Annotated in this window: 34 protein-coding genes; 4 read left to right on the forward strand and 30 right to left on the reverse strand. The window is 60.2% G+C overall.

The features are described from left to right. Window positions 1–51: 51 nt before the first annotated feature. Both AC1ECN_RS25135 and AC1ECN_RS25140 read left to right on the forward strand, forming a co-directional pair. Window positions 52–432: a YkvA family protein gene (locus tag AC1ECN_RS25135; RefSeq protein WP_130661376.1), complete on the forward strand. Its 381-nt coding sequence runs from the start codon at window positions 52–54 to the stop codon at window positions 430–432. Between the two features lie 23 nt (window positions 433–455). Then, window positions 456–809 (forward strand): lysozyme inhibitor LprI family protein, encoded by a 354-nt coding sequence (locus AC1ECN_RS25140; RefSeq protein ID WP_018072628.1) that lies wholly within the window; start codon window positions 456–458, stop codon window positions 807–809. Between the two features lie 163 nt (window positions 810–972). Here the strand turns inward: AC1ECN_RS25140 and ilvD are convergent, their stop codons facing one another. Beyond that, window positions 973–2,811 (reverse strand): dihydroxy-acid dehydratase, encoded by a 1,839-nt coding sequence (gene ilvD / locus AC1ECN_RS25145; RefSeq protein WP_477954418.1) that lies wholly within the window; start codon window positions 2,809–2,811, stop codon window positions 973–975. A 334-nt stretch (window positions 2,812–3,145) separates the two neighbouring features. Here ilvD and msrP point away from each other — a divergent pair, with 334 nt between their 5' ends. Further along, window positions 3,146–4,093: a protein-methionine-sulfoxide reductase catalytic subunit MsrP gene (msrP, locus tag AC1ECN_RS25150; RefSeq protein ID WP_024320558.1), complete on the forward strand. Its 948-nt coding sequence runs from the start codon at window positions 3,146–3,148 to the stop codon at window positions 4,091–4,093. Continuing rightward, window positions 4,093–4,749 (forward strand): protein-methionine-sulfoxide reductase heme-binding subunit MsrQ, encoded by a 657-nt coding sequence (msrQ, locus tag AC1ECN_RS25155; protein WP_477954419.1) that lies wholly within the window; start codon window positions 4,093–4,095, stop codon window positions 4,747–4,749. The genes msrP and msrQ overlap by 1 nt, the downstream gene beginning before the upstream one ends. 10 nt (window positions 4,750–4,759) lie before the next feature. Here msrQ and AC1ECN_RS25160 read toward each other — a convergent pair whose 3' ends face one another. From AC1ECN_RS25160 to tuf, 29 genes are all read right to left on the reverse strand, one after another. Further along, complete coding sequence (locus AC1ECN_RS25160; RefSeq protein WP_075224245.1) at window positions 4,760–5,179, reverse strand: ribosomal maturation YjgA family protein; 420 nt, start codon at window positions 5,177–5,179, stop codon at window positions 4,760–4,762. A gap of 84 nt (window positions 5,180–5,263) precedes the next feature. Next, window positions 5,264–5,686 carry a 50S ribosomal protein L17 gene (rplQ, locus tag AC1ECN_RS25165; protein ID WP_003558556.1) on the reverse strand — a complete coding sequence of 141 codons (423 nt, stop codon included), beginning with the start codon at window positions 5,684–5,686 and terminating at the stop codon, window positions 5,264–5,266. 123 nt (window positions 5,687–5,809) lie between these two features. After that, window positions 5,810–6,820, reverse strand: coding sequence for a DNA-directed RNA polymerase subunit alpha (locus AC1ECN_RS25170; RefSeq protein ID WP_003547579.1), 1,011 nt, complete (start codon window positions 6,818–6,820; stop codon window positions 5,810–5,812). A 97-nt stretch (window positions 6,821–6,917) separates the two neighbouring features. Continuing rightward, window positions 6,918–7,307 carry a 30S ribosomal protein S11 gene (gene rpsK, locus AC1ECN_RS25175; protein ID WP_003547577.1) on the reverse strand — a complete coding sequence of 130 codons (390 nt, stop codon included), beginning with the start codon at window positions 7,305–7,307 and terminating at the stop codon, window positions 6,918–6,920. Between the two features lie 133 nt (window positions 7,308–7,440). Further along, window positions 7,441–7,809, reverse strand: a complete 369-nt coding sequence (gene rpsM, locus AC1ECN_RS25180; protein ID WP_003573772.1) for a 30S ribosomal protein S13 — start codon at window positions 7,807–7,809, stop codon at window positions 7,441–7,443. 222 nt (window positions 7,810–8,031) lie between these two features. Continuing rightward, on the reverse strand, window positions 8,032–8,682 hold the full coding sequence (locus AC1ECN_RS25185; protein ID WP_017963910.1) for an adenylate kinase: 651 nt from the start codon (window positions 8,680–8,682) through the stop codon (window positions 8,032–8,034). Continuing rightward, window positions 8,679–10,019, reverse strand: a complete 1,341-nt coding sequence (gene secY / locus AC1ECN_RS25190) for a preprotein translocase subunit SecY (RefSeq protein WP_018067985.1) — start codon at window positions 10,017–10,019, stop codon at window positions 8,679–8,681. The genes AC1ECN_RS25185 and secY overlap by 4 nt, the downstream gene beginning before the upstream one ends. Before the next feature lie 234 nt (window positions 10,020–10,253). Continuing rightward, window positions 10,254–10,730, reverse strand: a complete 477-nt coding sequence (gene rplO, locus AC1ECN_RS25195) for a 50S ribosomal protein L15 (protein WP_003547567.1) — start codon at window positions 10,728–10,730, stop codon at window positions 10,254–10,256. Window positions 10,731–10,746: 16 nt separating this feature from the next. After that, complete coding sequence (gene rpmD, locus AC1ECN_RS25200; RefSeq protein WP_003547566.1) at window positions 10,747–10,956, reverse strand: 50S ribosomal protein L30; 210 nt, start codon at window positions 10,954–10,956, stop codon at window positions 10,747–10,749. Between the two features lie 14 nt (window positions 10,957–10,970). Continuing rightward, window positions 10,971–11,540: a 30S ribosomal protein S5 gene (rpsE, locus tag AC1ECN_RS25205; protein WP_017963908.1), complete on the reverse strand. Its 570-nt coding sequence runs from the start codon at window positions 11,538–11,540 to the stop codon at window positions 10,971–10,973. 131 nt (window positions 11,541–11,671) lie between these two features. Further along, complete coding sequence (gene rplR, locus AC1ECN_RS25210) at window positions 11,672–12,034, reverse strand: 50S ribosomal protein L18 (RefSeq protein WP_003547564.1); 363 nt, start codon at window positions 12,032–12,034, stop codon at window positions 11,672–11,674. A 12-nt stretch (window positions 12,035–12,046) separates the two neighbouring features. Next, a complete protein-coding gene (gene rplF / locus AC1ECN_RS25215; protein WP_003547563.1) occupies window positions 12,047–12,580 on the reverse strand; it encodes a 50S ribosomal protein L6 in 534 nt (177 codons plus the stop codon). 42 nt (window positions 12,581–12,622) lie between these two features. Then, on the reverse strand, window positions 12,623–13,021 hold the full coding sequence (gene rpsH / locus AC1ECN_RS25220; protein ID WP_477954424.1) for a 30S ribosomal protein S8: 399 nt from the start codon (window positions 13,019–13,021) through the stop codon (window positions 12,623–12,625). A 12-nt stretch (window positions 13,022–13,033) separates the two neighbouring features. Then, a complete protein-coding gene (rpsN, locus tag AC1ECN_RS25225) occupies window positions 13,034–13,339 on the reverse strand; it encodes a 30S ribosomal protein S14 (protein WP_003547561.1) in 306 nt (101 codons plus the stop codon). Window positions 13,340–13,371: 32 nt separating this feature from the next. Beyond that, complete coding sequence (gene rplE / locus AC1ECN_RS25230) at window positions 13,372–13,929, reverse strand: 50S ribosomal protein L5 (protein ID WP_018067987.1); 558 nt, start codon at window positions 13,927–13,929, stop codon at window positions 13,372–13,374. After that, window positions 13,922–14,230: a 50S ribosomal protein L24 gene (gene rplX, locus AC1ECN_RS25235; RefSeq protein ID WP_003547559.1), complete on the reverse strand. Its 309-nt coding sequence runs from the start codon at window positions 14,228–14,230 to the stop codon at window positions 13,922–13,924. The genes rplE and rplX overlap by 8 nt, the downstream gene beginning before the upstream one ends. An 11-nt stretch (window positions 14,231–14,241) precedes the next feature. After that, complete coding sequence (rplN, locus tag AC1ECN_RS25240) at window positions 14,242–14,610, reverse strand: 50S ribosomal protein L14 (protein ID WP_003573790.1); 369 nt, start codon at window positions 14,608–14,610, stop codon at window positions 14,242–14,244. 259 nt (window positions 14,611–14,869) lie between these two features. Continuing rightward, entirely contained in the window at window positions 14,870–15,109 is a 240-nt protein-coding gene (gene rpsQ / locus AC1ECN_RS25245; RefSeq protein ID WP_003547557.1) for a 30S ribosomal protein S17, read from the reverse strand. A gap of 12 nt (window positions 15,110–15,121) precedes the next feature. Then, on the reverse strand, window positions 15,122–15,322 hold the full coding sequence (rpmC, locus tag AC1ECN_RS25250; RefSeq protein WP_003558545.1) for a 50S ribosomal protein L29: 201 nt from the start codon (window positions 15,320–15,322) through the stop codon (window positions 15,122–15,124). A 12-nt stretch (window positions 15,323–15,334) separates the two neighbouring features. Beyond that, window positions 15,335–15,748, reverse strand: a complete 414-nt coding sequence (rplP, locus tag AC1ECN_RS25255; RefSeq protein WP_003547555.1) for a 50S ribosomal protein L16 — start codon at window positions 15,746–15,748, stop codon at window positions 15,335–15,337. 36 nt (window positions 15,749–15,784) lie between these two features. Then, window positions 15,785–16,516, reverse strand: a complete 732-nt coding sequence (gene rpsC / locus AC1ECN_RS25260; RefSeq protein ID WP_003547554.1) for a 30S ribosomal protein S3 — start codon at window positions 16,514–16,516, stop codon at window positions 15,785–15,787. Beyond that, a complete protein-coding gene (gene rplV, locus AC1ECN_RS25265) occupies window positions 16,516–16,905 on the reverse strand; it encodes a 50S ribosomal protein L22 (protein WP_003547553.1) in 390 nt (129 codons plus the stop codon). Before rplV ends, rpsC begins: the two co-directional genes overlap by 1 nt. Before the next feature lie 2 nt (window positions 16,906–16,907). Then, window positions 16,908–17,186, reverse strand: coding sequence for a 30S ribosomal protein S19 (rpsS, locus tag AC1ECN_RS25270; protein ID WP_003547552.1), 279 nt, complete (start codon window positions 17,184–17,186; stop codon window positions 16,908–16,910). A 15-nt stretch (window positions 17,187–17,201) separates the two neighbouring features. Then, window positions 17,202–18,038 (reverse strand): 50S ribosomal protein L2, encoded by an 837-nt coding sequence (rplB, locus tag AC1ECN_RS25275; RefSeq protein WP_018067988.1) that lies wholly within the window; start codon window positions 18,036–18,038, stop codon window positions 17,202–17,204. An 11-nt stretch (window positions 18,039–18,049) separates the two neighbouring features. Beyond that, on the reverse strand, window positions 18,050–18,343 hold the full coding sequence (locus AC1ECN_RS25280) for a 50S ribosomal protein L23 (protein WP_003547550.1): 294 nt from the start codon (window positions 18,341–18,343) through the stop codon (window positions 18,050–18,052). Next, window positions 18,340–18,960: a 50S ribosomal protein L4 gene (gene rplD / locus AC1ECN_RS25285; protein ID WP_012757020.1), complete on the reverse strand. Its 621-nt coding sequence runs from the start codon at window positions 18,958–18,960 to the stop codon at window positions 18,340–18,342. The genes AC1ECN_RS25280 and rplD overlap by 4 nt, the downstream gene beginning before the upstream one ends. A gap of 13 nt (window positions 18,961–18,973) precedes the next feature. Further along, window positions 18,974–19,615, reverse strand: coding sequence for a 50S ribosomal protein L3 (rplC, locus tag AC1ECN_RS25290; protein ID WP_018067989.1), 642 nt, complete (start codon window positions 19,613–19,615; stop codon window positions 18,974–18,976). A 39-nt stretch (window positions 19,616–19,654) separates the two neighbouring features. Continuing rightward, window positions 19,655–19,963, reverse strand: a complete 309-nt coding sequence (rpsJ, locus tag AC1ECN_RS25295; protein WP_003547547.1) for a 30S ribosomal protein S10 — start codon at window positions 19,961–19,963, stop codon at window positions 19,655–19,657. A gap of 154 nt (window positions 19,964–20,117) precedes the next feature. Next, window positions 20,118–21,240, reverse strand: a 1,123-nt coding sequence (gene tuf / locus AC1ECN_RS25300) for an elongation factor Tu (protein WP_477954430.1), incomplete at its 5' end; no start/stop codon positions are given.

Genomic DNA, 21,240 nt, shown 5'->3' on the forward strand with positions numbered 1-21,240 from the left:
CGCGGAAGTACCACTTGAAGCGATTGCGAATTTGATTCAGGAAGTACGGCCATGCAGCTGATATCAAAAGCCAAAGTCTTGGCGAAGTCACTGAAGCGTGACATCATAGCATTGTGGCTTGCCGCCCGTGACGCCCGTGTGCCGTGGCATGCGAAAGCGGTGGCCGGTGCGGTTGCTGCCTACGCACTGTCGCCTGTCGATCTCATCCCCGATTTCATCCCCATGCTCGGCTATCTCGACGATCTTCTCATCGTGCCGCTCGGTATCATGCTGGCGATCCGGCTCGTGCCAGTAGAGGTGATGAACGAGCTTCGTACGGAGGCGACAAGGCGCATTGAGCGTCCCTCCAGCCGGGTCGGACTGATCTTCATCCTTGCCGTCTGGCTCATCTGCATCATCTTCCTGGCTCTGGCACTGCGCAAGCTCGCCTGACCGGCGGCAACAGGAACATAGGAATGATCACGACAAGAACGACGACAGCGGCCCTCGGCTTTGCGATCCTGCTCATTGCATCGAACCTGGCACAGGCAGCAAGCTTCGATTGCGATGCGAAAGAATTGAAGCCGGATGAAAAAGCGATCTGCGACAACCGCGCGCTCAACGATGCCGACGTGAAGATGGTGACGACCTTCGAGCTGCTCTCCGGCCTGCTGGCGATGGGCTCGCGCGGAACCTTGCAGGACGAGCAGACGGCATGGCTGAAGAAGCGACAGGAATGCGGAGCGGATGCGGCCTGTATCAAGGCTACCTATGACGAGCGGCTGAAGCAGCTCGGCGAGACCTATAAAAACATCAACCGGCCGCTCTAGAACAGGATGATTTTAGGCCGGGTCGGCCTAAAATCTGAATCCTGTTCTACATTATAGAGTGAGAGCATGATGTCGTCCGAAAACCGCTCACACTTTTCGGCATCATGCTCTGAAGCGACCGGTTGGAAAAGCAGCTGACTCTGGGGTCTTCGGTTCGAGCGACTCAGCGGGCGTTCAGATCCCGCACGGCGCCGCGATCGGCACTCGTTGCGAAGGCGGCGTAGGCCTTCAGCGCGGTCGTGACGTTGCGCTTGCGGACTTCGACCGGGTACCAGCCCTTGGCGTCCTGCTCGGCGCGGCGGGCGGCAAGTTCGGTTTCGCTGACACGCAGGCTGATCGTGCGGTTGGGGATGTCGATATCGATCATGTCGCCTTCGCGCACCAGGCCGATCGTGCCGCCATTTGCCGCTTCCGGCGAGGCATGGCCGATCGAGAGGCCGGAGGTGCCGCCGGAGAAGCGGCCGTCGGTGATCAGCGCGCAGGCCTTGCCGAGGCCCTTCGACTTCAGGTAGCTCGTCGGATAGAGCATTTCCTGCATGYCGGGGCCGCCCTTCGGGCCTTCGTAGCGGATGACGACGACGTCGCCGGCCTTGACCTCGTTGGCGAGGATCGCCTTGACGGAGGCATCCTGGCTTTCGAAGACGCGAGCCGGGCCGGAGAATTTCAAGATCGATTCATCGACGCCGGCCGTCTTGACGATGCAGCCGTCGATCGCAAGGTTGCCCTTGAGCACGGCAAGACCACCATCCTTGGAGAAGGGATGCTCGACCGAGCGGATGACGCCGTTCTCACGGTCGGTGTCGAGGTCATCCCAACGCGCTTCCTGGCTGAAGGCGACCTGGGTCGGGATGCCGCCGGGAGCGGCGCGATAAAAGTTGCGAACAGTTTCGCTGTTGGTGCGGGTGATATCCCAACGATCGATCGCATCGCCCAGCGTCTCGGCATGCACGGTCGGGCAATCGCGGTTCAAGAGACCGCCCTTGTCGAGTTCGCCGAGGATCGACATGATGCCGCCGGCGCGGTGGACGTCTTCCATATGCACGTCGCTCTTGGCGGGTGCGACCTTCGACAGGCACGGCACGCGGCGCGACAGCGCGTCGATATCGGCCATGGTGAAATCGATCTCGCCTTCATGGGCGGCGGCAAGAATGTGCAGGACCGTATTGGTGGAACCGCCCATGGCGATATCGAGCGTCATGGCATTCTCGAAGGCCTGCTTGGAGGCGATGGTGCGCGGCAGCGCCTTGACGTCATCCTGCTCGTAATAACGGCGGGCGAGATCGACAATCAGATGACCGGCCTCGACGAAGAGGCGCTTGCGGTCGAGATGGGTGGCGAGCGTCGAGCCGTTGCCGGGCAGCGACAGGCCGAGCGCTTCCGTCAGGCAGTTCATCGAATTGGCGGTGAACATGCCGGAACAGGAGCCGCAGGTCGGACAGGCAGAGCGTTCGATGGTCTGCACGTCTTCGTCGCTGATCTTGTCATCGGCTGCGGCGACCATGGCATCGACGAGGTCGAGCGCATGCGTCTTGCCGTGCAGCACAACCTTGCCGGCTTCCATCGGACCACCCGAGACGAAGACTGTCGGGATATTGAGGCGCAGCGACGCCATCAGCATGCCGGGGGTGATCTTGTCGCAGTTGGAGATGCAGACCATGGCGTCGGCGCAATGGGCATTGACCATATATTCGACGCTGTCGGCGATGAGCTCACGCGAGGGCAGCGAATACAACATGCCGTCATGGCCCATGGCGATGCCGTCATCGACGGCGATCGTGTTGAATTCCTTGGCGACACCGCCAGCCGCCTCGATCTCGCGGGCAACGAGCTGGCCGAGGTCCTTCAGGTGCACGTGACCGGGCACGAACTGGGTGAAGGAATTCACCACCGCGATGATCGGCTTGCCGAAATCCGAATCCTTCATGCCCGTGGCGCGCCAAAGGCCGCGGGCGCCCGCCATGTTGCGGCCATGGGTCGTGGTTCTCGAACGGTAAGCTGGCATCGGTGTCTTCCTCAACGTGTCGGAATTATCAGGCAAAGCCGGGCGGCATGGAGCCTGCGGGCCGGGCAAACGCTGCTTTTTGGAATTGTCCTAATCCAATCGACGGGGGCTGTCACTACCGCGAAGGCCAAATCCGGTACGCATGGGCCAAGCCCCATGAGGCCCATCGATCATATACGGTACGGCGCGACGTTTCGTTACAGCCTATTCCATCACGGCCGAACACAAAAAATTGGCTTCACGTCTGTAATATTCAAGGCTTAGACACTCATCCGAACATGCGGGCGGTTCGTTTAAAGACTATATTGCAGAAATCCGCCGAGGAGATTTCGACATGCCAACCTATCGCCCACCGAAGATCGCGTCATCAGAGATCACGCCACGCCAGATCTATGTGCGCCGTCGTGAATTCCTCGGCGCGGCAGCACTTGGCGCCATGGCGCTCTACAGCGCCGGCAAGGCGAGTGCTGCGGCCCTCTCCGCCGTTGAGAGCAAATACAAGGTCGACGAGAAGGCGACGCCGATCAAGGACGTCACGACCTACAATAATTTCTATGAGTTCGGCCTCGACAAGGGCGATCCCGCAGCTCTTTCCGGCGATTTCAAGCCGCTGCCCTGGACGATCAAGGTCGACGGCATGGTCAACAAGCCAGGCACCTTCGACCTCGAGGCGCTGATGAAGGAATTCCCGATCGAGGAGCGCACCTATCGCATGCGCTGCGTCGAGGCCTGGTCGATGGTCATCCCCTGGGACGGCTTTCCGCTGGCGTCGCTGCTCGACAAGGTCGAGCCGCTCGGCAGCGCCAAATACGTCGCCTTCGAAACCGTGGTGCGGCCGGAGGAGATGCCTGGGCAGAAGGGTTTCTTCCAGTCACTCGACTGGCCCTATGTCGAGGGTCTGCGCCTGGATGAGGCGCGCCATCCGCTGACGCTGCTGGCCGTCGGGCTCTATGGCGAAACGCTGCCGAACCAGAACGGTGCGCCGATCCGCCTCGTCGTGCCGTGGAAATACGGCTTCAAGGGCATCAAGTCGATCGTCAGGATCACGCTCACCGATCAGCAGCCGAAGAATACCTGGCAGGTCACCAACGCGCAGGAGTATGGCTTCTACGCCAACGTCAACCCTGAGGTCGACCATCCGCGCTGGAGCCAGGCCAGCGAACGGCGTATCGGCGAGAGCGGCTTCTTCGGCGCGAGCCGCCATCCCACCCTGCCCTTCAACGGCTATGCCGACGAGGTTGCAAGCCTTTATGCCGGCATGGACCTGAAGGCGAATTTCTGATGGCGGAACTGTCGCTCACCATCCCGAAGCGCTGGCAACCCGCCTCGGTCTGGCTGCTTTATGTCGTCGGGCTCTTGCCTGCGGCCTGGACGTTCTATCTCGGCGCGACCGATCAGCTCGGCGCCGATCCGGTCAAGACCTTCGAGCTTTTCCTTGGGCTCTGGACGATCCGTTTTCTGATCCTGACGCTTGCCGTTTCCCCTGCCCGTGAGCTCTTCGGCTGGAACTATCTGCGCTATCGCCGCGCGCTTGGCCTGCTGACCTTTTATTACGCGCTGATGCATTTCACCGTCTACATGGTGCTCGACCAGGCGATGGATATTGCCGCCGTCATCAACGACGTGCTGAAGCGTCCCTTCATCATGTTCGGCATGGCAGCCCTTGCGATGCTCATTCCGCTGGCGGTGACATCCAACAATTTCTCGATCCGCCGCCTCGGCAAGAACTKGATCTGGCTGCACCGCCTCGTCTACATCATCGCCGCCTGCGGGGCGTTGCACTTCGCGCTCTCGACCAAGATCCTCGACCTCGAGCAATATATCTATGTGGGGCTGATCATCGCGCTCATCCTCTATCGCTCCTACCGGCCGATCGCACGCAACAGGCAGAAGGGCAAAGGGCGGACGCGCAATCGCGCAATGGCGTCGGCCTCGTGAGACGGCAGGTTTAGTGGCGAGGACGCAACGCAATCCGGCGGGCCGGATCGAAGGCGCAGGCCGCAGCTATGCCGATGGCATAAGCCAGCATGTTCCAAAGCGAAAACACGCGCCCAAGCAGCAGGGCGCCTGCCGTGGTCAGTCGAAACGCGTCGAGCCAGGGCGTGTGATAGAGCCGGAACAATTCCACTGAGATCGCTATGAACAGCGCCGTGACGGCGATTGCTGCCGGCCGTGACCTTGCGATAAAGAGCGCCACGAGCAGATAGACCATCGCCCCCCAGAGTGCCGATCCACCATATTTGACGACGATGAAGGGCAGATCGGCTGCATAGCCAAACCGGCGGAGCACCAGCCCGAGAACGATGACGAGAAACAGGGCGGCAAGACGAAGGAACTGCGGAGAGCGAGCCTGAATGATTTTGCGCAATGGAGCCGGTCCCGTCACCATATCAGAAACAAAAACAGCCGGGCTTTGCAGCCCGGCTGTTCTGTTTCCGCCGAAGCGGAAGACTTAAGCGGCGACGGCCTGCTCTTCAGCAGCGACGCGGGCCTTGTCGGCTGCGCCCTTGGCATAGGCATCGCGGTCAACGAATTCGATCACAGCCATGGCGGCATTGTCGCCCTGGCGGAAGCCGGCCTTCATGATGCGCAGGTAGCCGCCGTTGCGGGTGGCGTAGCGCGTTGCGATCGTGTCGAACAGCTTCGAGACGACAGCGGCATCGCGGATCTGCGAGATCGCCTGACGGCGAGCGTGCAGGTCGCCGCGCTTGCCGAGCGTGACGAGCTTCTCGACGATCGGACGGATTTCCTTGGCCTTCGGCAGGGTCGTGACGATCTGCTCGTGGGTAATCAGCGAAGCCGCCATGTTGGCGAACATCGCCTTGCGGTGGCTTGCAGTTCTATTCAGCTTGCGGCCGGCTTTACCATGGCGCATTGCTATTCTCCTTTAATGCAGGTGCCCTTACGCTAAGTGGGCCTGCCGTTTCCTGGCACATGCAGGCGATCGGCCTGCTGTTTGACGGGGAAAGGCAGCCGAAAGAGCCTGCCTTTTGTTTTCTCAGTATTGATCTTCGTAACGCTTGGCGAGATCTTCGATGTTCTCGGGCGGCCATGCCGGCACTTCCATGCCGAGGTGCAGGCCCATGGAAGCGAGAACTTCCTTGATTTCGTTCAGCGACTTGCGACCAAAATTCGGCGTGCGGAGCATTTCTGCTTCGGTCTTCTGAATGAGGTCGCCGATGTAGACGATGTTGTCGTTCTTCAGGCAGTTTGCCGAACGGACCGACAGTTCGAGTTCGTCCACCTTCTTCAGGAGAGCCGGGTTGAAAGCGAGTTCGGTGACTGCTTCCTCTTCGGTTTCCTTCTGCGGCTCGTCGAAGTTGACGAAGACGCCAAGCTGATCCTGGAGGATGCGCGCCGCAAAAGCGACGGCGTCTTCGCCGGTGATCGAGCCATCGGTTTCGATGGTCATGTTCAGCTTGTCGTAGTCGAGAACCTGTCCTTCGCGGGTATTTTCAACCTTGTAGGACACCTTCTTGACCGGCGAATAGAGGCTGTCGACCGGGATGAGACCGATCGGAGCATCTTCCGCACGATTGCGTTCGGCCGGAACGTAGCCCTTGCCGTTGTTGACGGTGAATTCCATGCGGATCTCGGCACCCTCGTCGAGCGTGCAGATGACATGCTCGGGGTTGAGGATTTCGATATCGCCGACCGTCTGAATGTCGCCAGCCGTGACAACGCCCGGGCCCTGCTTACGCACGACCATGCGCTTCGCATCGTCGCCATCCATCTTGATGGCGATTTCCTTGATGTTGAGCACGATGTCCGTCACGTCTTCGCGGACGCCCGGAATCGAGGAGAATTCATGCAGCACGCCATCGATCTGCACCGCCGTGACGGCAGCACCGCGCAGCGAGGAGAGCAGAACGCGACGAAGCGCGTTGCCGAGGGTGAGGCCGAAGCCGCGCTCCAGCGGTTCGGCAACAAGCGTCGCCCTGGTGCGCGAGCTCGAGGAGAACTCCACCTTGTTCGGCTTGATCAGTTCCTGCCAGTTCTTCTGAATCATGAGTTTGCCTTCCGTTCGTTGCCACCATCCAATCGTGGCAACCGAGCTTGAAAACCACCGGGAGCGCGCAAGCGCTCACCGGTGACGAGAGCGATGATCAGACGCGGCGCTTCTTGCGCGGACGGCAGCCATTGTGCGGGATCGGGGTCACGTCGCGGATGGACGTGATCATGAAACCTGCAGCCTGGAGCGCGCGCAGAGCCGATTCACGACCCGAACCCGGACCGCAGACTTCGACTTCCAGCGACTTCATGCCGTGCTCCTGGGCCTTCTTGGCGCAGTCTTCGGCAGCGATCTGGGCAGCGAACGGGGTCGACTTGCGCGAGCCCTTGAAGCCCTTGGCGCCAGCCGACGACCAGGCGATTGCATTGCCCTGCGCATCGGTGATGGTGATCATCGTGTTGTTGAAGGTCGAGTTGACGTGAGCGACACCCGACGAGATATTCTTGCGCTCGCGACGGCGAACGCGGACGGCTTCCTTAGCCATGGTATTCCTTTCGTTGATCTCTTCACCGCCGTAATGCCAGCGGCTACACCGGAACGGCGCCTATATGGTCCCGCTCCAAACTCAAAAGAGGCCGGCGCAGACCGCCAGCCTCCCTACCCCGGTTTCCCGGAAATTACTTCTTCTTACCAGCGATTGCCTTTGCCGGGCCCTTGCGGGTGCGGGCATTGGTGTGCGTGCGCTGACCGCGGACCGGAAGGCCGCGGCGATGACGCAGGCCGCGGTAGCAGCCGAGGTCCATCAGGCGCTTGATGTTCATCGCGGTATCGCGACGAAGATCGCCTTCGACCTGATAGTCGCGGTCGATGGCTTCGCGGATCTGAAGGACTTCTGCGTCCGTCAGCTGATGCACACGACGTTCGGCCGGGATACCGACCTTTTCGACGATTTCCTGTGCGAATTTCGGACCGATCCCGTGAATGTAGGTCAGCGCGATAACAACGCGCTTCGCAGTCGGGATGTTGACGCCAGCGATACGTGCCACGCCTGTTCTCCTTGCATTCCAGTTGCCATCCGGCAAGTGGGCTTCGTTATGCGGCTCTTGAGAACCGCCCGTTCAGATTTACGTCCGCAACATGTCAAAACGACCGCACCCGGACTTCCCTGGGAAATCCGCGCCGATCGCATGGAATGTCGCGAGTTGGCGCGGTGTTTAGCGGAATCACTGCTGAAAAGCAACCGTTCCGCCAAGTTTATTTTCAAAGCCTTAAAGCTTGGAAAGAATGCTTTCGACCTCGGCCGTCACCTGATCGATCTCCGCCATGCCGTCCACGGACTTGAGTTTGCCCTTGGCATGATAATAGCCGATCAGCGGCGAGGTTTCCTTGTAGTAGACCTGCAGCCGGGCCGTCATGGTCTCCGGAGTATCATCAGGACGGCGCTTGAAGTGCGTCGAACCGCACTTGTCGCACACACCCTCAGCAGCCGGAACCTTATCGGTATCGTGATAGACGCTGCCACACTGTGCACAGGAGTAGCGACCGGCAACACGTCGAATCAACTCATCATCATCGACACGGAATTCAATGACGACGGAGAGGCCGAGACCCTTTGCCTTCAGCATCGCCTCGGTAGCATCAGCCTGGACGAGCGTCCTGGGGAAGCCGTCGAGAATGAAGCCGTTGGCGCAATCTGGTTGATCGATACGCTCGGAAACGATGGCAATGACGATCTCATCCGAGACGAGCTTGCCGGCGTCCATGACCGCCTTCGCGCGCTTGCCGACATCCGTGCCGGCGTTKACCGCTGCACGCAGCATGTCCCCCGTGGAAAGCTGCGGAATGCCGTGCTTTTCCACGATCCGCTGGGCCTGGGTTCCCTTACCCGCGCCCGGCGGCCCCAAAAGGATAAGTCTCATCGCCCCCTCTTTCCTCCACGCAACTTCGATTTCTTGATCAGGCCTTCGTATTGCTGCGCGATCAGGTGACCCTGGATCTGTGCAACCGTATCAAGAGTTACGCTAACCACGATCAAAAGCGAAGTCCCACCAAGGGATAATGGGATGCCGGTTTGCGACACCAAGATCTCCGGAAGGATGCAGACGAAGACGAGATAGATTGCGCCGATCACCGTGATGCGGGTCAGCACGTAGTCGATATATTCGGCGGTGCGCTCGCCCGGACGGATGCCGGGAATGAAGCCGCCATGCTTCTTCAGATTGTCGGCCGTGTCCTTCGGATTGAAGACGATGGCCGTGTAGAAGAAGGCGAAGAAGGCGATCAGCGCACCGTACAGCACCATATAGAGCGGCTGACCGTGGCCGAGGGCTGCGACAATCGATGTCACCCAGGAGGGCATTGCCGAGGTGTTGGCGAAACCCGCGACCGTTGCCGGCAGCAGCAGCAGCGACGATGCGAAGATCGCCGGAATGACACCTGACGTGTTGAGCTTGAGCGGCAGGTGCGAAGTATCGCCCTGGAACATCCGATTGCCAACCTGACGCTTCGGATACTGAATCAGCAGCCGGCGCTGGGCGCGCTCGACGAAGACGATGATGCCGATGACGGCGATCGCGACGATGATGACGAGCAGGATGAGGAAGGTCGACAGCGCACCGGTGCGGCCGAGTTCGAGCGTGCCGGCAAGAGCTGTGGGAAGGCCGGCGGCGATGCCGGCGAAAATGATCAGCGAGATGCCGTTGCCGATGCCGCGCGAGGTGATCTGCTCGCCGAGCCACATCAGGAACATCGTGCCGCCGAGCAGCGTCAGAACAGTGGAAACACGGAAGAACCAGCCCGGCTCGACGACGAGGCCCTGGCCACTCTCAAGGCCGGCGGCAATACCATAGGCCTGGAGCGCGCCGAGGATGACGGTACCGTAGCGGGTATACTGGTTGATGATCTTACGGCCCTGCTCGCCTTCCTTCTTGAGGTTTTCGAGCGCCGGCACGACCGAGGTCATGAGCTGTACGATGATCGAAGCGGAGATATAGGGCATGATGCCGAGCGCGAAGATCGCCATGCGCTGAACAGCGCCGCCCGAGAACATGTTGAAAAGGCCGAGAATGCCGCCTGCCTGGCCGCGGAAAGCCTGGGCATAGGCTTCGGGATTGAGACCCGGAAGCGGAATATGCGTGCCAAGTCGGTAGACGAGGAGAGCTGCCAGTGTGAACCACAAGCGCTTCTTCAAATCCTCGGCTTTGGCGAAGGTCGAAAAATTGAGGTTGGATGCCAATTGTTCCGCTGCAGAAGCCATGCGTTTCTCCGCGCTACCAATTCCGGCGTCTCTGGGGGACAGACCGGACCCGGAATCAGTATGAAATTATTCAAAACCGGGCTCAGGACGGATTGCGGCGCAACCCCTTGCCTCACCCTTGTTTTCGAGTCTTACCGGCATGACGCGGGCGCGCCAGCCAAGTTTTTGTGAGGCCCACATATGGGAGCAAAATCGCCCGGTGTGAAGCACCCCGGGCGATATATCATCAGATTATTATTCGGCTGCAGCCGGAGCCGAAAGCAGCGTCACGGTGCCGCCGGCCTTTTCGATCTTCTCGACGGCAGGCTTGGAGGCGCCTGCAACGACGATGGTGATCTTGGCCTTGATCTCGCCGTCGGCGAGAACGCGAACGCCGTCCTTGACGCGGCGGATGACACCGGCTGCCTTGAGGGCAGCCGCGTCAACGGTCGTCTTGGCATCGAGCTTGCCGGCGTCGATCGCCGTCTGGATACGGGCCAGCGACACGACAACAAAATCGGAAGCGAAAATGTTGTTGAAGCCGCGCTTCGGCAGGCGACGATAGATCGGCATCTGGCCGCCTTCGAAGCCATTGATGGCGACGCCCGAACGGGACTTCTGACCCTTCACGCCGCGACCACCAGTCTTGCCCGAGCCCGAGCCGATACCGCGGCCGAGGCGCTTGCGGCTGTGGGTCGAGCCTTCATTGTCCTTGATTTCATTGAGTTTCATGAGCGTTTCCTCCGTCTCACTTCTCGTCGACGACGCGAACGAGATGCTGGACAGCACGGATCATGCCACGAACCGAAGGAGTATCCTCCAGCGTGCGGCGACGGTGCATCTTGTTCAGTCCGAGACCGATCAGCGTGCGCTGCTGGACGTCCGGACGGCGGATCGGGCTGCCGATCTGTTCGATCGTGACAGTCTTCGCTTCAGCCTTCTTGGTAGCCTTGGCCATCTGTCAAACTCCTCTTATTCTTCAGAGGCGTTGCCGGAGGCGCCACGACGAGCCTGCAGCGTTGCATACTTGATGCCGCGCTGAGCTGCGATGTCCTTCGGGTGAACCTGGTGCTTCAGAGCGTCGAAGGTGGCGCGAACCATGTTGTAGGGGTTCGACGAACCGGTCGACTTGGCGACGACGTCGTGCATGCCGAGTGTTTCGAATACGGCGCGCATCGGGCCGCCGGCGATGATGCCGGTACCGACCTTGGCCGAGCGCAGCAGAACCTTGCCGGCGCCATGGCGGCCATGAACGTCGTGATGCAGCGTACGGCCGTCACGCAGCGGTACGAAGATCAGTTCGCGCTTGGCGGCTTCGGTTGCCTTGCGGATGGCTTCCGGCACTTCACGTGCCTTGCCATGGCCGAAGCCGACGCGGCCCTTCTGGTCGCCGACGACGACGAGTGCTGCGAAACCGAAACGACGGCCGCCCTTGACGACCTTGGCGACGCGGTTGATCGCGACAAGCTTGTCGACGAATTCGCTATCGCGCTCTTCACGGCTCTGGCGGTCGTCCCGCTGCGGCCTTCTTTCCTGTGCCATTGTCCTCTTCCTTTTTCTTTTCCGGGTGCAATCGGCAAACAAATGTGGACCGCATCAGCCTCCCCTTTCGGAGAGCGCCTGCGGTCCGGCGAAAATCCGGCCGGCGCCTGAAGCGTCCGGCCGGAAACTGATCAGAAGGTGAGACCGCCTTCGCGGGCCGCTTCGGCGAGAGCCTTGATGCGGCCGTGATAGATGAAGGCGCCACGGTCGAACACGACTTCCGTAACACCGGCCTTGGAGGCGCGCTCTGCGAGGAGCTTGCCCACAACGGTAGCGGCGGCGGTATCGGCACCGGTCTTCAGAGAACCGCGCAGATCCTTCTCGAGGGTGGAGGCAGACGCAAGCGTCTTGCCGGCCACGTCATCGATGACCTGGGCGTAGATGTTCTTCGAGGAGCGATGAACCGACAGGCGCGGACGGCCATTGGCCACCGACTTGAGATGACGGCGCACGCGGTTGGCACGACGTGCAAGTGCTTCTTTCCTGCTAGCCATTTCGCGTGATCCTTACTTCTTCTTGCCTTCTTTGCGGACGATCCGCTCGTCAGCGTACTTGACGCCCTTGCCCTTGTAGGGCTCGGGACCGCGATATTCGCGGATTTCGGCGGCAACCTGACCGACCTGCTGCTTGTTGATGCCGCTGACGACGATTTCCGTCGGCTTCGGAACAACGATCGAGATACCGACCGGCGGCTCGTAGATCACGTCGTGGCTGAAACCGAGGGCCAGCTGCAGGTTCTTGCCCTGCATGGCGGCGCGGTAACCGACGCCGTTGATTTCAAGCTTGCGCTCGAAACCGTCCTTGACGCCCTTGAAGATGCCTTCGATCATCGTGCGGGACATGCCCCACTTTGAGCGCGCATCCTTGGTCTGGTTCACCGGCGTCACGACGACGGCGTTATTTTCAAGCTTGAGGCTGATTTCGTCGTTAGCAACGAAAAACAGCTCGCCCTTCGGGCCCTTTGCAGTCACCTTCTGGCCATCGACCGTAGCCGTGATCCCAGCAGGCACCTGAACGGGCTTTTTACCGATACGAGACATGTTTCAATCCTGTCTGTTCGCTATGGAGATCCATGCCCGATCTTAGAAGACCGAGCAAAGAACCTCGCCACCAACGTTCTGTTCGCGAGCCTGGTGATCGGCCATCACACCCTTCGGAGTCGAAAGGATGGTGATGCCGAGACCKTTCGCAACCTGCGGAATGGACTTGACCGAGACATAGACCCGGCGGCCCGGCTTGGACACACGGCCGATCTCACGGATCACCGATGCGCCTTCATAATATTTCAGCTCGATGCTGAGTTCCGACTTGCCATTGCCGAAATCGACAAGGGAATAGCCACGGATGTAGCCTTCGGACTGCAGAACATCGAGAACACGTGCACGGAGCTTCGAAGCAGGCGTCGAGACCGACGACTTGCGGCGGGAAGCGCCGTTACGGATGCGAGTGAGCATATCGCCCAACGGATCAGTCATTGTCATGTAACCTGCTCCTTACCAGCTCGACTTGACGATACCCGGCACCTTGCCGAGATTGCCGAGTTCACGCAGCGCAATACGCGACATGCGCAGTTTGCGGTAATATGCGCGCGGACGCCCCGAAACTTCGCAACGGTTGCGAATACGGGTCTTCGATCCATCACGCGGCAGGGATGCCAGCTTGATCGAGGCCTTGAACCGCTCTTCGATCGGAAGAGCCTGGTTCATGATGATCGCCTTCAAACCAGCCCGCTTAGCGGCCTGGTTGGCGACCGTAGTACGGCGGCGCTTGTTCTTTTCAACTGCGCTTGTCTTCGCCATGTCAGGTTCCTTTTCTACGCTCGTCGTTACGGTTATTGACGGAACGGGAAGCTGAACTCTTTCAGAAGAGCCCGTGCTTCGTCGTCGGTCGTCGCCGTCGTGCAAACGATGATGTCCATGCCCCACATCTGATCAACCTTGTCGTAGTTGATCTCAGGGAACACAATGTGCTCCTTGATGCCCATGGCGAAGTTGCCACGGCCGTCAAAGCTCTTCGGGTTCAGGCCGCGGAAGTCGCGAACGCGCGGGAGCGCGATGTTCACGAGACGGTCCATGAACTCGTACATGCGGGCGCCGCGCAGGGTGACCTTCGCGCCGATCGGCATCTGTTCGCGGACCTTGAAGCCTGCGATAGAGTTACGTGCGCGGGTGATGACCGGCTTCTGGCCGGCGATCGCTGCGAGGTCGGCGGCAGCTACCGTCGGCTTCTTCGAGTCAGCGGTCGCTTCGCCGACACCCATGTTGATCACGATCTTGTCGAGCTTCGGGATCATCATCTCGTTGGCGTAGGAGAACTGCTCCTGCATCGCCTTGCGGATGCGCTCGACATATTCCTTCTTGAGCCGCGGCTCATATTTTGCCTCAGCCATCGATCACTTCTCCAGAACGCTTGGCCACACGGACCTTCTTACCGTCAACAACCTTGAAACCGACGCGGGTCGGCTTGCCGTCCTTGTCGATGATTGCAACGTTGGACAGGTGAACCGGGGCTTCCTTGTTGATGATGCCGGCTTCCTGGGTCTGCGTCTGGCGCTGGTGGCGCTTGACGACGTTGACGCCACGAACAACGGCACGATCTTCCTTCGGCATGACCTGGACAACTTCGCCGGTACGGCCCTTGTCCTTGCCAGCGAGCATGACGACCTTGTCGCCCTTACGAATCTTCTGCATCGCTTCGCTCCTTACAGTACTTCGGGAGCCAGCGAGATGATCTTCATGTGGTTCTTGGCGCGAAGTTCGCGCGGAACCGGTCCGAAGATACGGGTGCCGATCGGCTCTTTCTTGTTGTCGATGAGGACTGCTGCGTTGGTGTCGAAGCGGATGACGGAGCCATCCGGACGACGGATGTCCTTGGCGGTGCGAACGACAACCGCCTTCATCACGTCACCCTTCTTCACACGGCCGCGCGGGATCGCTTCCTTGATCGAAACGACGATGACGTCGCCGATCGAGGCATACTTGCGCTTCGAGCCGCCCAGCACCTTGATGCACATGACACGACGTGCGCCGGAATTATCCGCGACGTCGAGGTTTGTTTGCATCTGAATCATATCAGGTCGCCTTCTTGGTTTACCGGAATGGTTGGGCTAGCCCCCTACTCCGGCTTATGAAAATTTTCGCCGGCCGAGCTGCCATGATGGCAGCACAGACGCGGCAATAGCTGAATAGCGCGGGATCGATCGTGCCAGGGTGGTTTCCCGAACGGGACCTTCCGTGCGCTCAAAGCAAAAGAACGCCCGGCTTTCGAGCGTTCTGACGCTGCTTCATACAGATATTTCGGCGAGACGCAAGGCCTCGCGCAAAATTCTGTTACTTGCCCTGGGCGGAAATCACCGTCCAGCGCTTGTCCTTGGAGATCGGCGCGCATTCCTCGATGGATACGGTATCGCCAATCTTGTACTGGTTGTTCTCGTCGTGGGCCTTGTACTTCTTGGAACGACGAACGGTCTTCTGGAGCAGCGGGTGAGCGAAACGACGCTCGACACGAACCACTACCGTCTTCTCGTTCTTGTCGCCAACGACGACGCCCTGCAGGATGCGCTTCGGCATATTTTTCTTCCTTTAGGCCTTAACTTCTGCCGCCTTCTGGCGGGCAATGGTTTTCACGCGGGCGATGTCCTTGCGGACTTCGTTGATGCGCGAGGATTTTTCGAGCTGGCCGGTCGCCTTCTGGAAGCGCAGGTTGAACTGCTCCTTCTTCAGCTTGGCAAGCTCGTCCTTGAGTTGGTCGGCGGTGAACGCGCGAACGTCTGAGGCTTTCATGAGCTCAATCCCTTACTCTGCAATGCGCTGAACGAAGCGCGTCTTGACCGAGAGCTTGGCAGAGCCGAGGCGAAGCGCCTCACGGGCGATTTCTTCGCTGACACCGTCGATCTCGAACATCATACGGCCGGGCTTGACCTTGCATGCCCAGTATTCAACGGAGCCCTTACCCTTACCCATACGGACTTCGGTCGGCTTTTTGGTTACCGGAACGTCCGGGAACACGCGGATCCATACACGGCCGGCGCGCTTCATATAACGCGTGATCGCGCGGCGGGCCGCTTCGATCTCGCGCGCGTTGACGCGGTTGGGTTCCTGTGCCTTCAGGCCGAATTCGCCGAATGCCAGGTCAGAACCGCCCTTGGCGACGCCCTTGATGCGGCCCTTGAACTGCTTGCGGTACTTGGTACGCTTTGGCTGCAACATTTTCTTATTCTCCGAACTTCTCTGCCACGCGCGCTATCAAGCGTTGTCGCGGCGACGGTCTCTGTCGCGGTCACGATCACGGCTTGCCGGACCCTGGGCGTCACCTTCCATCGCGCGGCGCTCGGAAGCCATCGGATCATGCTCAAGGATTTCGCCCTTGAAGATCCAGACCTTGATGCCGCAGATGCCGAACGCGGTTTCTGCTTCAGCCGTGCCGTAGTCGATGTCGGCGCGCAGCGTGTGCAACGGCACACGACCTTCGCGGTACCATTCCGTACGGGCGATTTCAGCGCCGCCGAGACGGCCAGCGCAGGTGATCTTGATGCCTTCGGCGCCAAGACGCATCGCAGACTGGACGGCGCGCTTCATGGCGCGGCGGAAAGCCACGCGACGCTCGAGCTGCTGGGCGATCGACTGAGCGACCAGCGTCGCATCGACTTCGGGCTTGCGCACTTCGACGATGTTGAGGTGCGTTTCCGAATTCGTCATCTCCGACAGCTTCTTGCGGAGCTTGTCGATGTCTGCGCCCTTGCGGCCGATGATCAGGCCCGGACGTGCCGAGTGGATCGTGACGCGGCACTTCTTGTGCGGACGCTCGATGACCACCTTGGAGATCCCGGCCTGCTTCAGTTCGCTCATGACGAACTTGCGCATCTTCAGGTCTTCGTGCAGCAGCTGGCCGTACTCGGCATTGTCCGCAAACCAGCGGCTATCCCAGGTACGGTTGATGCCGAGGCGGAAACCGATTGGATTGATTTTCTGACCCATTATGCGGCCTCCTCTGCTGCCTGCACTTCACGAACGACGATCGTCAAATGCGCGAAGGGCTTTTCAATGCGCGACGCGCGACCGCGGCCACGAGCGTGAAAACGCTTCATGACGATCGACTTGCCGACATAGGCCTCGGCGACGACCAGCGAGTCGACGTCGAGATCGTGGTTGTTCTCAGCGTTGGCGATCGCAGATTCGAGCGTCTTCTTGACGGCGCCTGCGATGCGCTTGCGGGAGAACTCCAGCTCAGCGAGTGCGCGCTCGACCTTCTTGCCGCGGATAGCCGCAGCAACCAGGTTGAGCTTCTGGGGGCTGACGCGGAGCGTGCGGGCGACTGCTTGCGCCTCGTTGTCCTTCAGCCGGCGTTCGGCTTTTGCCTTGCCCATTGTTACTTCCTCTTCGCCTTCTTGTCCGCGCCGTGACCGTAGTAGGTGCGGGTCGGAGAGAATTCACCGAACTTGTGACCGACCATGTCTTCATTGACGCTGACCGGGATATGCTTGCTGCCGTTGTAGACGCCGAAGGTGAGACCGACGAACTGCGGCAGGATCGTGGAGCGACGGCTCCAGATCTTGATCACTTCACTACGACCGCCTTCACGAACCTTCTCAGCCTTCTTGAGAAGATAGCCGTCAACGAACGGACCTTTCCATACTGAACGAGCCATTGGAGACTTCCTCTCTTACTTCTTACGCTGATGACGCGAGCGCATGATCATCTTGTCGGTCGACTTGTTCGACCGGGTGCGCTTGCCCTTGGTCGGCTTGCCCCACGGCGACACCGGATGGCGACCACCGGAGGTGCGGCCTTCACCACCGCCGTGCGGATGGTCGACCGGGTTCATGACAACACCGCGGTTATGCGGACGCTTGCCGCGCCAAACGGTACGACCGGCTTTGCCGTCGTTGATGTTGGCGTGGTCAGGGTTGGAGACCGCGCCGATCGAAGCAAGGCAGGAGCCATGAACGAGACGCTGTTCACCGGAGTTCAGGCGAAGGATCGCCATGCCCTGGTCGCGGCCGACGAGCTGTGCGTAGCCACCGGCGGAGCGAGCGATCTGCCCACCCTTGCCCGGCTTCATTTCCACGTTGTGGATGATGGAGCCGACCGGGATGAACTGCAGCGGCATGGTGTTGCCGGGCTTGACGTCGACAGCCTTCTCGGAAGCGATAACCTTGTCACCGGCAGCGAGGCGCTGAGGAGCGAGGATATAAGCCTTTTCGCCGTCGGCATAGTTCACCAGCGCGATGAAAGCCGTGCGGTTCGGATCGTATTCGATACGCTCGACCGTGCCTTCGACGTCGAACTTGCGACGCTTGAAGTCGATCAGACGATAGGTGCGCTTGTGACCACCGCCGATGAAGCGGGCAGTGATGCGGCCGAGGTTGTTACGACCGCCGCTCTTGGTCAGACCTTCCGTCAGCGCCTTGACCGGCTTGCCCTTGTAGAGGGCCGAACGGTCGACGATGACCAGCTGGCGCTGGCTCGGGGTGATCGGATTGAATGTTTTCAATGCCATTTTCTTATACCTCAGAGACCGGTGGAGACGTCGATCGTCTGGCCTTCAGCCAGCGTCACAACAGCCTTCTTCACGTCCTTCTGCTTGCCGACGAAACCGCGGAACCGCTTGGTCTTGCCCTTGCGCAGCAGAGTGTTGACAGCCGTGACCTTGACGCCGAACAGCGCCTCGACCGCAGCCTTGATTTCCGGCTTCGTCGCCTGCTTGGCGACATTGAAAACAACCTGGTTGTTTTCGGATACCAGCGTGGACTTTTCGGTGATCGCCGGAGAGACGATCACATCGTAGTGGCGAAGATCGGTCACTTGAATCGCTCCTCTAGCGCTTCAACCGCAGCCTTGGAAAGCACGAGCTTGCCGCGGCGCACGATGTCGTAAACGTTGATGCCCTGGATCGGCAGAACATCGATGTTGGGGATGTTCTGAGCTGCGAGCTTGAAGTTGCCGTCAAGCTCTGCGCCGCCGATGAAGAGGGCGTTGGTCAGGCCGAGCGTCTCGAAAACGGACGCGAGCGACTTGGTCTTGGCTTCAGCTGCAACCAGGTTGTCGATGACAATGACGTCATCGGCCTTGATCTTGGCCGAAAGGGCGTGGCGAAGGCCGAGCGCGCGAACCTTCTTGGGAAGGTCATGCTCATGGCTGCGCACGACCGGGCCGTGAGCCTTGCCGCCGCCGCGGAACTGCGGAGCGCGAGCCGAATGGTGGCGGGCGCGGCCCGTACCCTTCTGCTTGTACATCTTGGCGCCGGTGCGCGAAATTTCAGCGCGGCCTTTTGCCTTGTGAGTGCCCTGCTGCTTCTTGGCAAGCTGCCAGCGGATGACGCGGGCGAGAATGTCTTCGCGGGGCTCGAGGCCGAAAATCGCGTCCGAAAGGGAAACCTTCCCGGCGTCTTTTCCCTCGAGGGTCTTGACGTTGAATTCCATTGATCTGGCTCCCTTACTTCGCGGCCGACTTGACGGCGTCGCGCACGATGATCCAAGCACCCTTGGAACCAGGAACAGCACCCTTGATCAGGATCAGACCACGATCTTCGTCGGTCGAAACCACTTCAAGGTTCTGCGTCGTGACGCGCGTCTGGCCCATGTGACCAGCCATCTTCTTGTTCTTGAAAACCTTGCCCGGATCCTGGCGCGAGCCGGTCGAACCGTGCGAGCGGTGCGAAACCGACACACCGTGCGTGGCACGCAGACCGCCGAAACCGTGGCGCTTCATGGCGCCGGCAAAGCCCTTACCGATCGTCGTACCCGTCACGTCGACGAGCTGACCGGCTGCAAAGTGACCCGCCTTGATCTCAGTGCCGATCTCGAGCAGCTGATCTTCCGACACGCGGAATTCAGTGAGCTTGGCCTTCGGCTCGACGTTGGCGATGGCAAAGTTGCCGCGCATCGCCTTCGACGTGTTCTTTACCTTCGCCTGGCCGGCACCGAGCTGAACTGCGGTATAGCCATTCTTTTCGACAGTGCGCGTAGCGACGACCTGGCAGCCTTCCATACGCAGTACCGTTACCGGGACATGCTCGCCGGCGTCGTTATAGACGCGGGTCATTCCCACCTTCTGTGCAATCACACCTGAACGCATCGGTTCAATCCTTCTCACTCAGCCCGAAGACCCGAGGTCTCAGAGCTTGATCTCAACATCGACACCGGCGGCGAGATCGAGCTTCATCAGCGCGTCTACCGTCTGCGGGGTCGGGTCAACGATATCGAGAAGGCGCTTATGCGTGCGCATCTCGAACTGTTCGCGGCTCTTCTTGTCGATGTGCGGGGACCGGTTGACCGTAAACTTCTCGATGCGGGTCGGAAGCGGAACGGGGCCCCGGACGCTTGCACCGGTGCGCTTAGCCGTCGATACGATCTCACGCGTGGAGGCGTCGAGAATCCGGTGATCGAACGCCTTCAGGCGGATGCGGATATTCTGGCCGTTCATTCGACTTTATCCTTGTGTCTGTTATCCGCGTGTCACCACTTGGGGACACGACTTACCTTCAGTTACGTTAGCGGGCCACCGGTTTCAAAGATCGAGAAGGACACCGAGATCGGCGTCCCTATCCTTTCCTTGGGCCAGGTGGCCCAGCCGCTAATTACTCGACGATGCTCGCGACGATACCGGCGCCGACGGTGCGGCCGCCTTCGCGGATAGCGAAGCGCAGCTTTTCTTCCATCGCGATCGGAACGATCAGCTCGACCGATACCGTGACGTTGTCGCCTGGCATCACCATCTCCGTGCCTTCCGGCAGCGTCACAATGCCCGTCACGTCGGTCGTGCGGAAATAGAACTGCGGACGGTAGTTGGTGAAGAACGGCGTATGACGGCCACCCTCTTCCTTCGTCAGGATGTAGGCTTCTGCCATGAACTTCTTGTGCGGCTTGACCGAACCCGGCTTGCACAGAATCTGGCCACGCTCAACGCCGTCACGGGTGACGCCGCGGATCAGCGCACCGATGTTGTCGCCAGCCTGGCCCTGATCGAGCAGCTTGCGGAACATTTCAACGCCGGTCACCGTCGTCTTCGTCGTCGGGCGGATGCCGACGATCTCGACTTCTTCGCCAACCTTGACGATGCCACGCTCGACGCGGCCGGTCACAACCGTRCCGCGGCCMGAGATCGAGAACACGTCTTCGATCGGCAGCAAGAACGGCAGGTTGATCGGACGCTCAGGCGTCGGGATGTAGGCGTCGACAGCAGCCATCAGCTCGCGGATCGMRTCTTCGCCGATCTTCTTGTCGGAATCTTCAAGAGCAGCAAGYGCCGAACCCTTGAYGATCGGRATWTCGTCGCCCGGGAAGTCGTAGGACGACAGCAGTTCGCGAACTTCGAGCTCGACCAGTTCGAGAAGCTCGGCGTCGTCAACCTGGTCGACCTTGTTCAGGAACACAACGATCGCCGGAACGCCGACCTGGCGRGCCAGCAGGATGTGTTCGCGCGTCTGCGGCATCGGGCCGTCAGCRGCCGAGCACACCAGGATCGCGCCGTCCATCTGGGCAGCACCGGTGATCATGTTCTTGACGTAGTCGGCGTGGCCGGGGCAGTCGACGTGGGCGTAGTGGCGGGCCGGCGTCTCGTACTCAACGTGGGCCGTCGAAATCGTGATGCCACGGGCCTTTTCTTCCGGAGCCGCGTCGATCTGGTCGTACGCCTTGTACTCACCGAAGTACTTCGTGATCGCTGCCGTCAGAGACGTCTTACCGTGGTCAACGTGGCCA

This window comes from Rhizobium sp. 01N447_2, assembly GCF_056399245.1.

What these genes read in the sequence shown, in the direction of transcription:
- rpsC (WP_003547554.1), bottom strand. Translation starts at nt 16,516, where the DNA reads ATGGGTCAGAAAATCAATCCAATCGGTTTCCGCCTCGGCATCAACCGT.
- rpsK (WP_003547577.1), bottom strand. Translation starts at nt 7,307, where the DNA reads ATGGCTAAGGAAGCCGTCCGCGTTCGCCGTCGCGAGCGCAAGAATATC.
- rpsQ (WP_003547557.1), bottom strand. Translation starts at nt 15,109, where the DNA reads ATGCCGAAGCGCATCCTGCAGGGCGTCGTCGTTGGCGACAAGAACGAG.
- AC1ECN_RS25140 (WP_018072628.1), top strand. Translation starts at nt 456, where the DNA reads ATGATCACGACAAGAACGACGACAGCGGCCCTCGGCTTTGCGATCCTG.
- rplE (WP_018067987.1), bottom strand. Translation starts at nt 13,929, where the DNA reads ATGGCTGAGGCAAAATATGAGCCGCGGCTCAAGAAGGAATATGTCGAG.
- rplQ (WP_003558556.1), bottom strand. Translation starts at nt 5,686, where the DNA reads ATGCGCCATGGTAAAGCCGGCCGCAAGCTGAATAGAACTGCAAGCCAC.
- secY (WP_018067985.1), bottom strand. Translation starts at nt 10,019, where the DNA reads ATGGCTTCTGCAGCGGAACAATTGGCATCCAACCTCAATTTTTCGACC.
- rplC (WP_018067989.1), bottom strand. Translation starts at nt 19,615, where the DNA reads ATGCGTTCAGGTGTGATTGCACAGAAGGTGGGAATGACCCGCGTCTAT.
- rplV (WP_003547553.1), bottom strand. Translation starts at nt 16,905, where the DNA reads ATGGGCAAGGCAAAAGCCGAACGCCGGCTGAAGGACAACGAGGCGCAA.
- rplB (WP_018067988.1), bottom strand. Translation starts at nt 18,038, where the DNA reads ATGGCATTGAAAACATTCAATCCGATCACCCCGAGCCAGCGCCAGCTG.
- rplO (WP_003547567.1), bottom strand. Translation starts at nt 10,730, where the DNA reads ATGAAACTCAATGAAATCAAGGACAATGAAGGCTCGACCCACAGCCGC.
- rpsJ (WP_003547547.1), bottom strand. Translation starts at nt 19,963, where the DNA reads ATGAACGGCCAGAATATCCGCATCCGCCTGAAGGCGTTCGATCACCGG.
- rplD (WP_012757020.1), bottom strand. Translation starts at nt 18,960, where the DNA reads ATGGAATTCAACGTCAAGACCCTCGAGGGAAAAGACGCCGGGAAGGTT.
- AC1ECN_RS25170 (WP_003547579.1), bottom strand. Translation starts at nt 6,820, where the DNA reads ATGATTCAGAAGAACTGGCAGGAACTGATCAAGCCGAACAAGGTGGAG.
- rpsN (WP_003547561.1), bottom strand. Translation starts at nt 13,339, where the DNA reads ATGGCGAAGACAAGCGCAGTTGAAAAGAACAAGCGCCGCCGTACTACG.
- msrP (WP_024320558.1), top strand. Translation starts at nt 3,146, where the DNA reads ATGCCAACCTATCGCCCACCGAAGATCGCGTCATCAGAGATCACGCCA.
- rplX (WP_003547559.1), bottom strand. Translation starts at nt 14,230, where the DNA reads ATGCAGAAGATTCGTAAGGGCGACAAGGTCGTCATGCTCGCTGGCAAG.
- AC1ECN_RS25135 (WP_130661376.1), top strand. Translation starts at nt 52, where the DNA reads ATGCAGCTGATATCAAAAGCCAAAGTCTTGGCGAAGTCACTGAAGCGT.
- rpmD (WP_003547566.1), bottom strand. Translation starts at nt 10,956, where the DNA reads ATGGCCAAGGCTACCAAGAAGGCTGAAGCGAAGACTGTCACGATCGAA.
- rplF (WP_003547563.1), bottom strand. Translation starts at nt 12,580, where the DNA reads ATGTCTCGTATCGGTAAAAAGCCCGTTCAGGTGCCTGCTGGGATCACG.
- rpsS (WP_003547552.1), bottom strand. Translation starts at nt 17,186, where the DNA reads ATGGCTCGTTCAGTATGGAAAGGTCCGTTCGTTGACGGCTATCTTCTC.
- rpmC (WP_003558545.1), bottom strand. Translation starts at nt 15,322, where the DNA reads ATGAAAGCCTCAGACGTTCGCGCGTTCACCGCCGACCAACTCAAGGAC.
- rplP (WP_003547555.1), bottom strand. Translation starts at nt 15,748, where the DNA reads ATGTTGCAGCCAAAGCGTACCAAGTACCGCAAGCAGTTCAAGGGCCGC.
- rpsE (WP_017963908.1), bottom strand. Translation starts at nt 11,540, where the DNA reads ATGGCACAGGAAAGAAGGCCGCAGCGGGACGACCGCCAGAGCCGTGAA.
- rplN (WP_003573790.1), bottom strand. Translation starts at nt 14,610, where the DNA reads ATGATTCAGATGCAAACAAACCTCGACGTCGCGGATAATTCCGGCGCA.
- rplR (WP_003547564.1), bottom strand. Translation starts at nt 12,034, where the DNA reads ATGGCTAGCAGGAAAGAAGCACTTGCACGTCGTGCCAACCGCGTGCGC.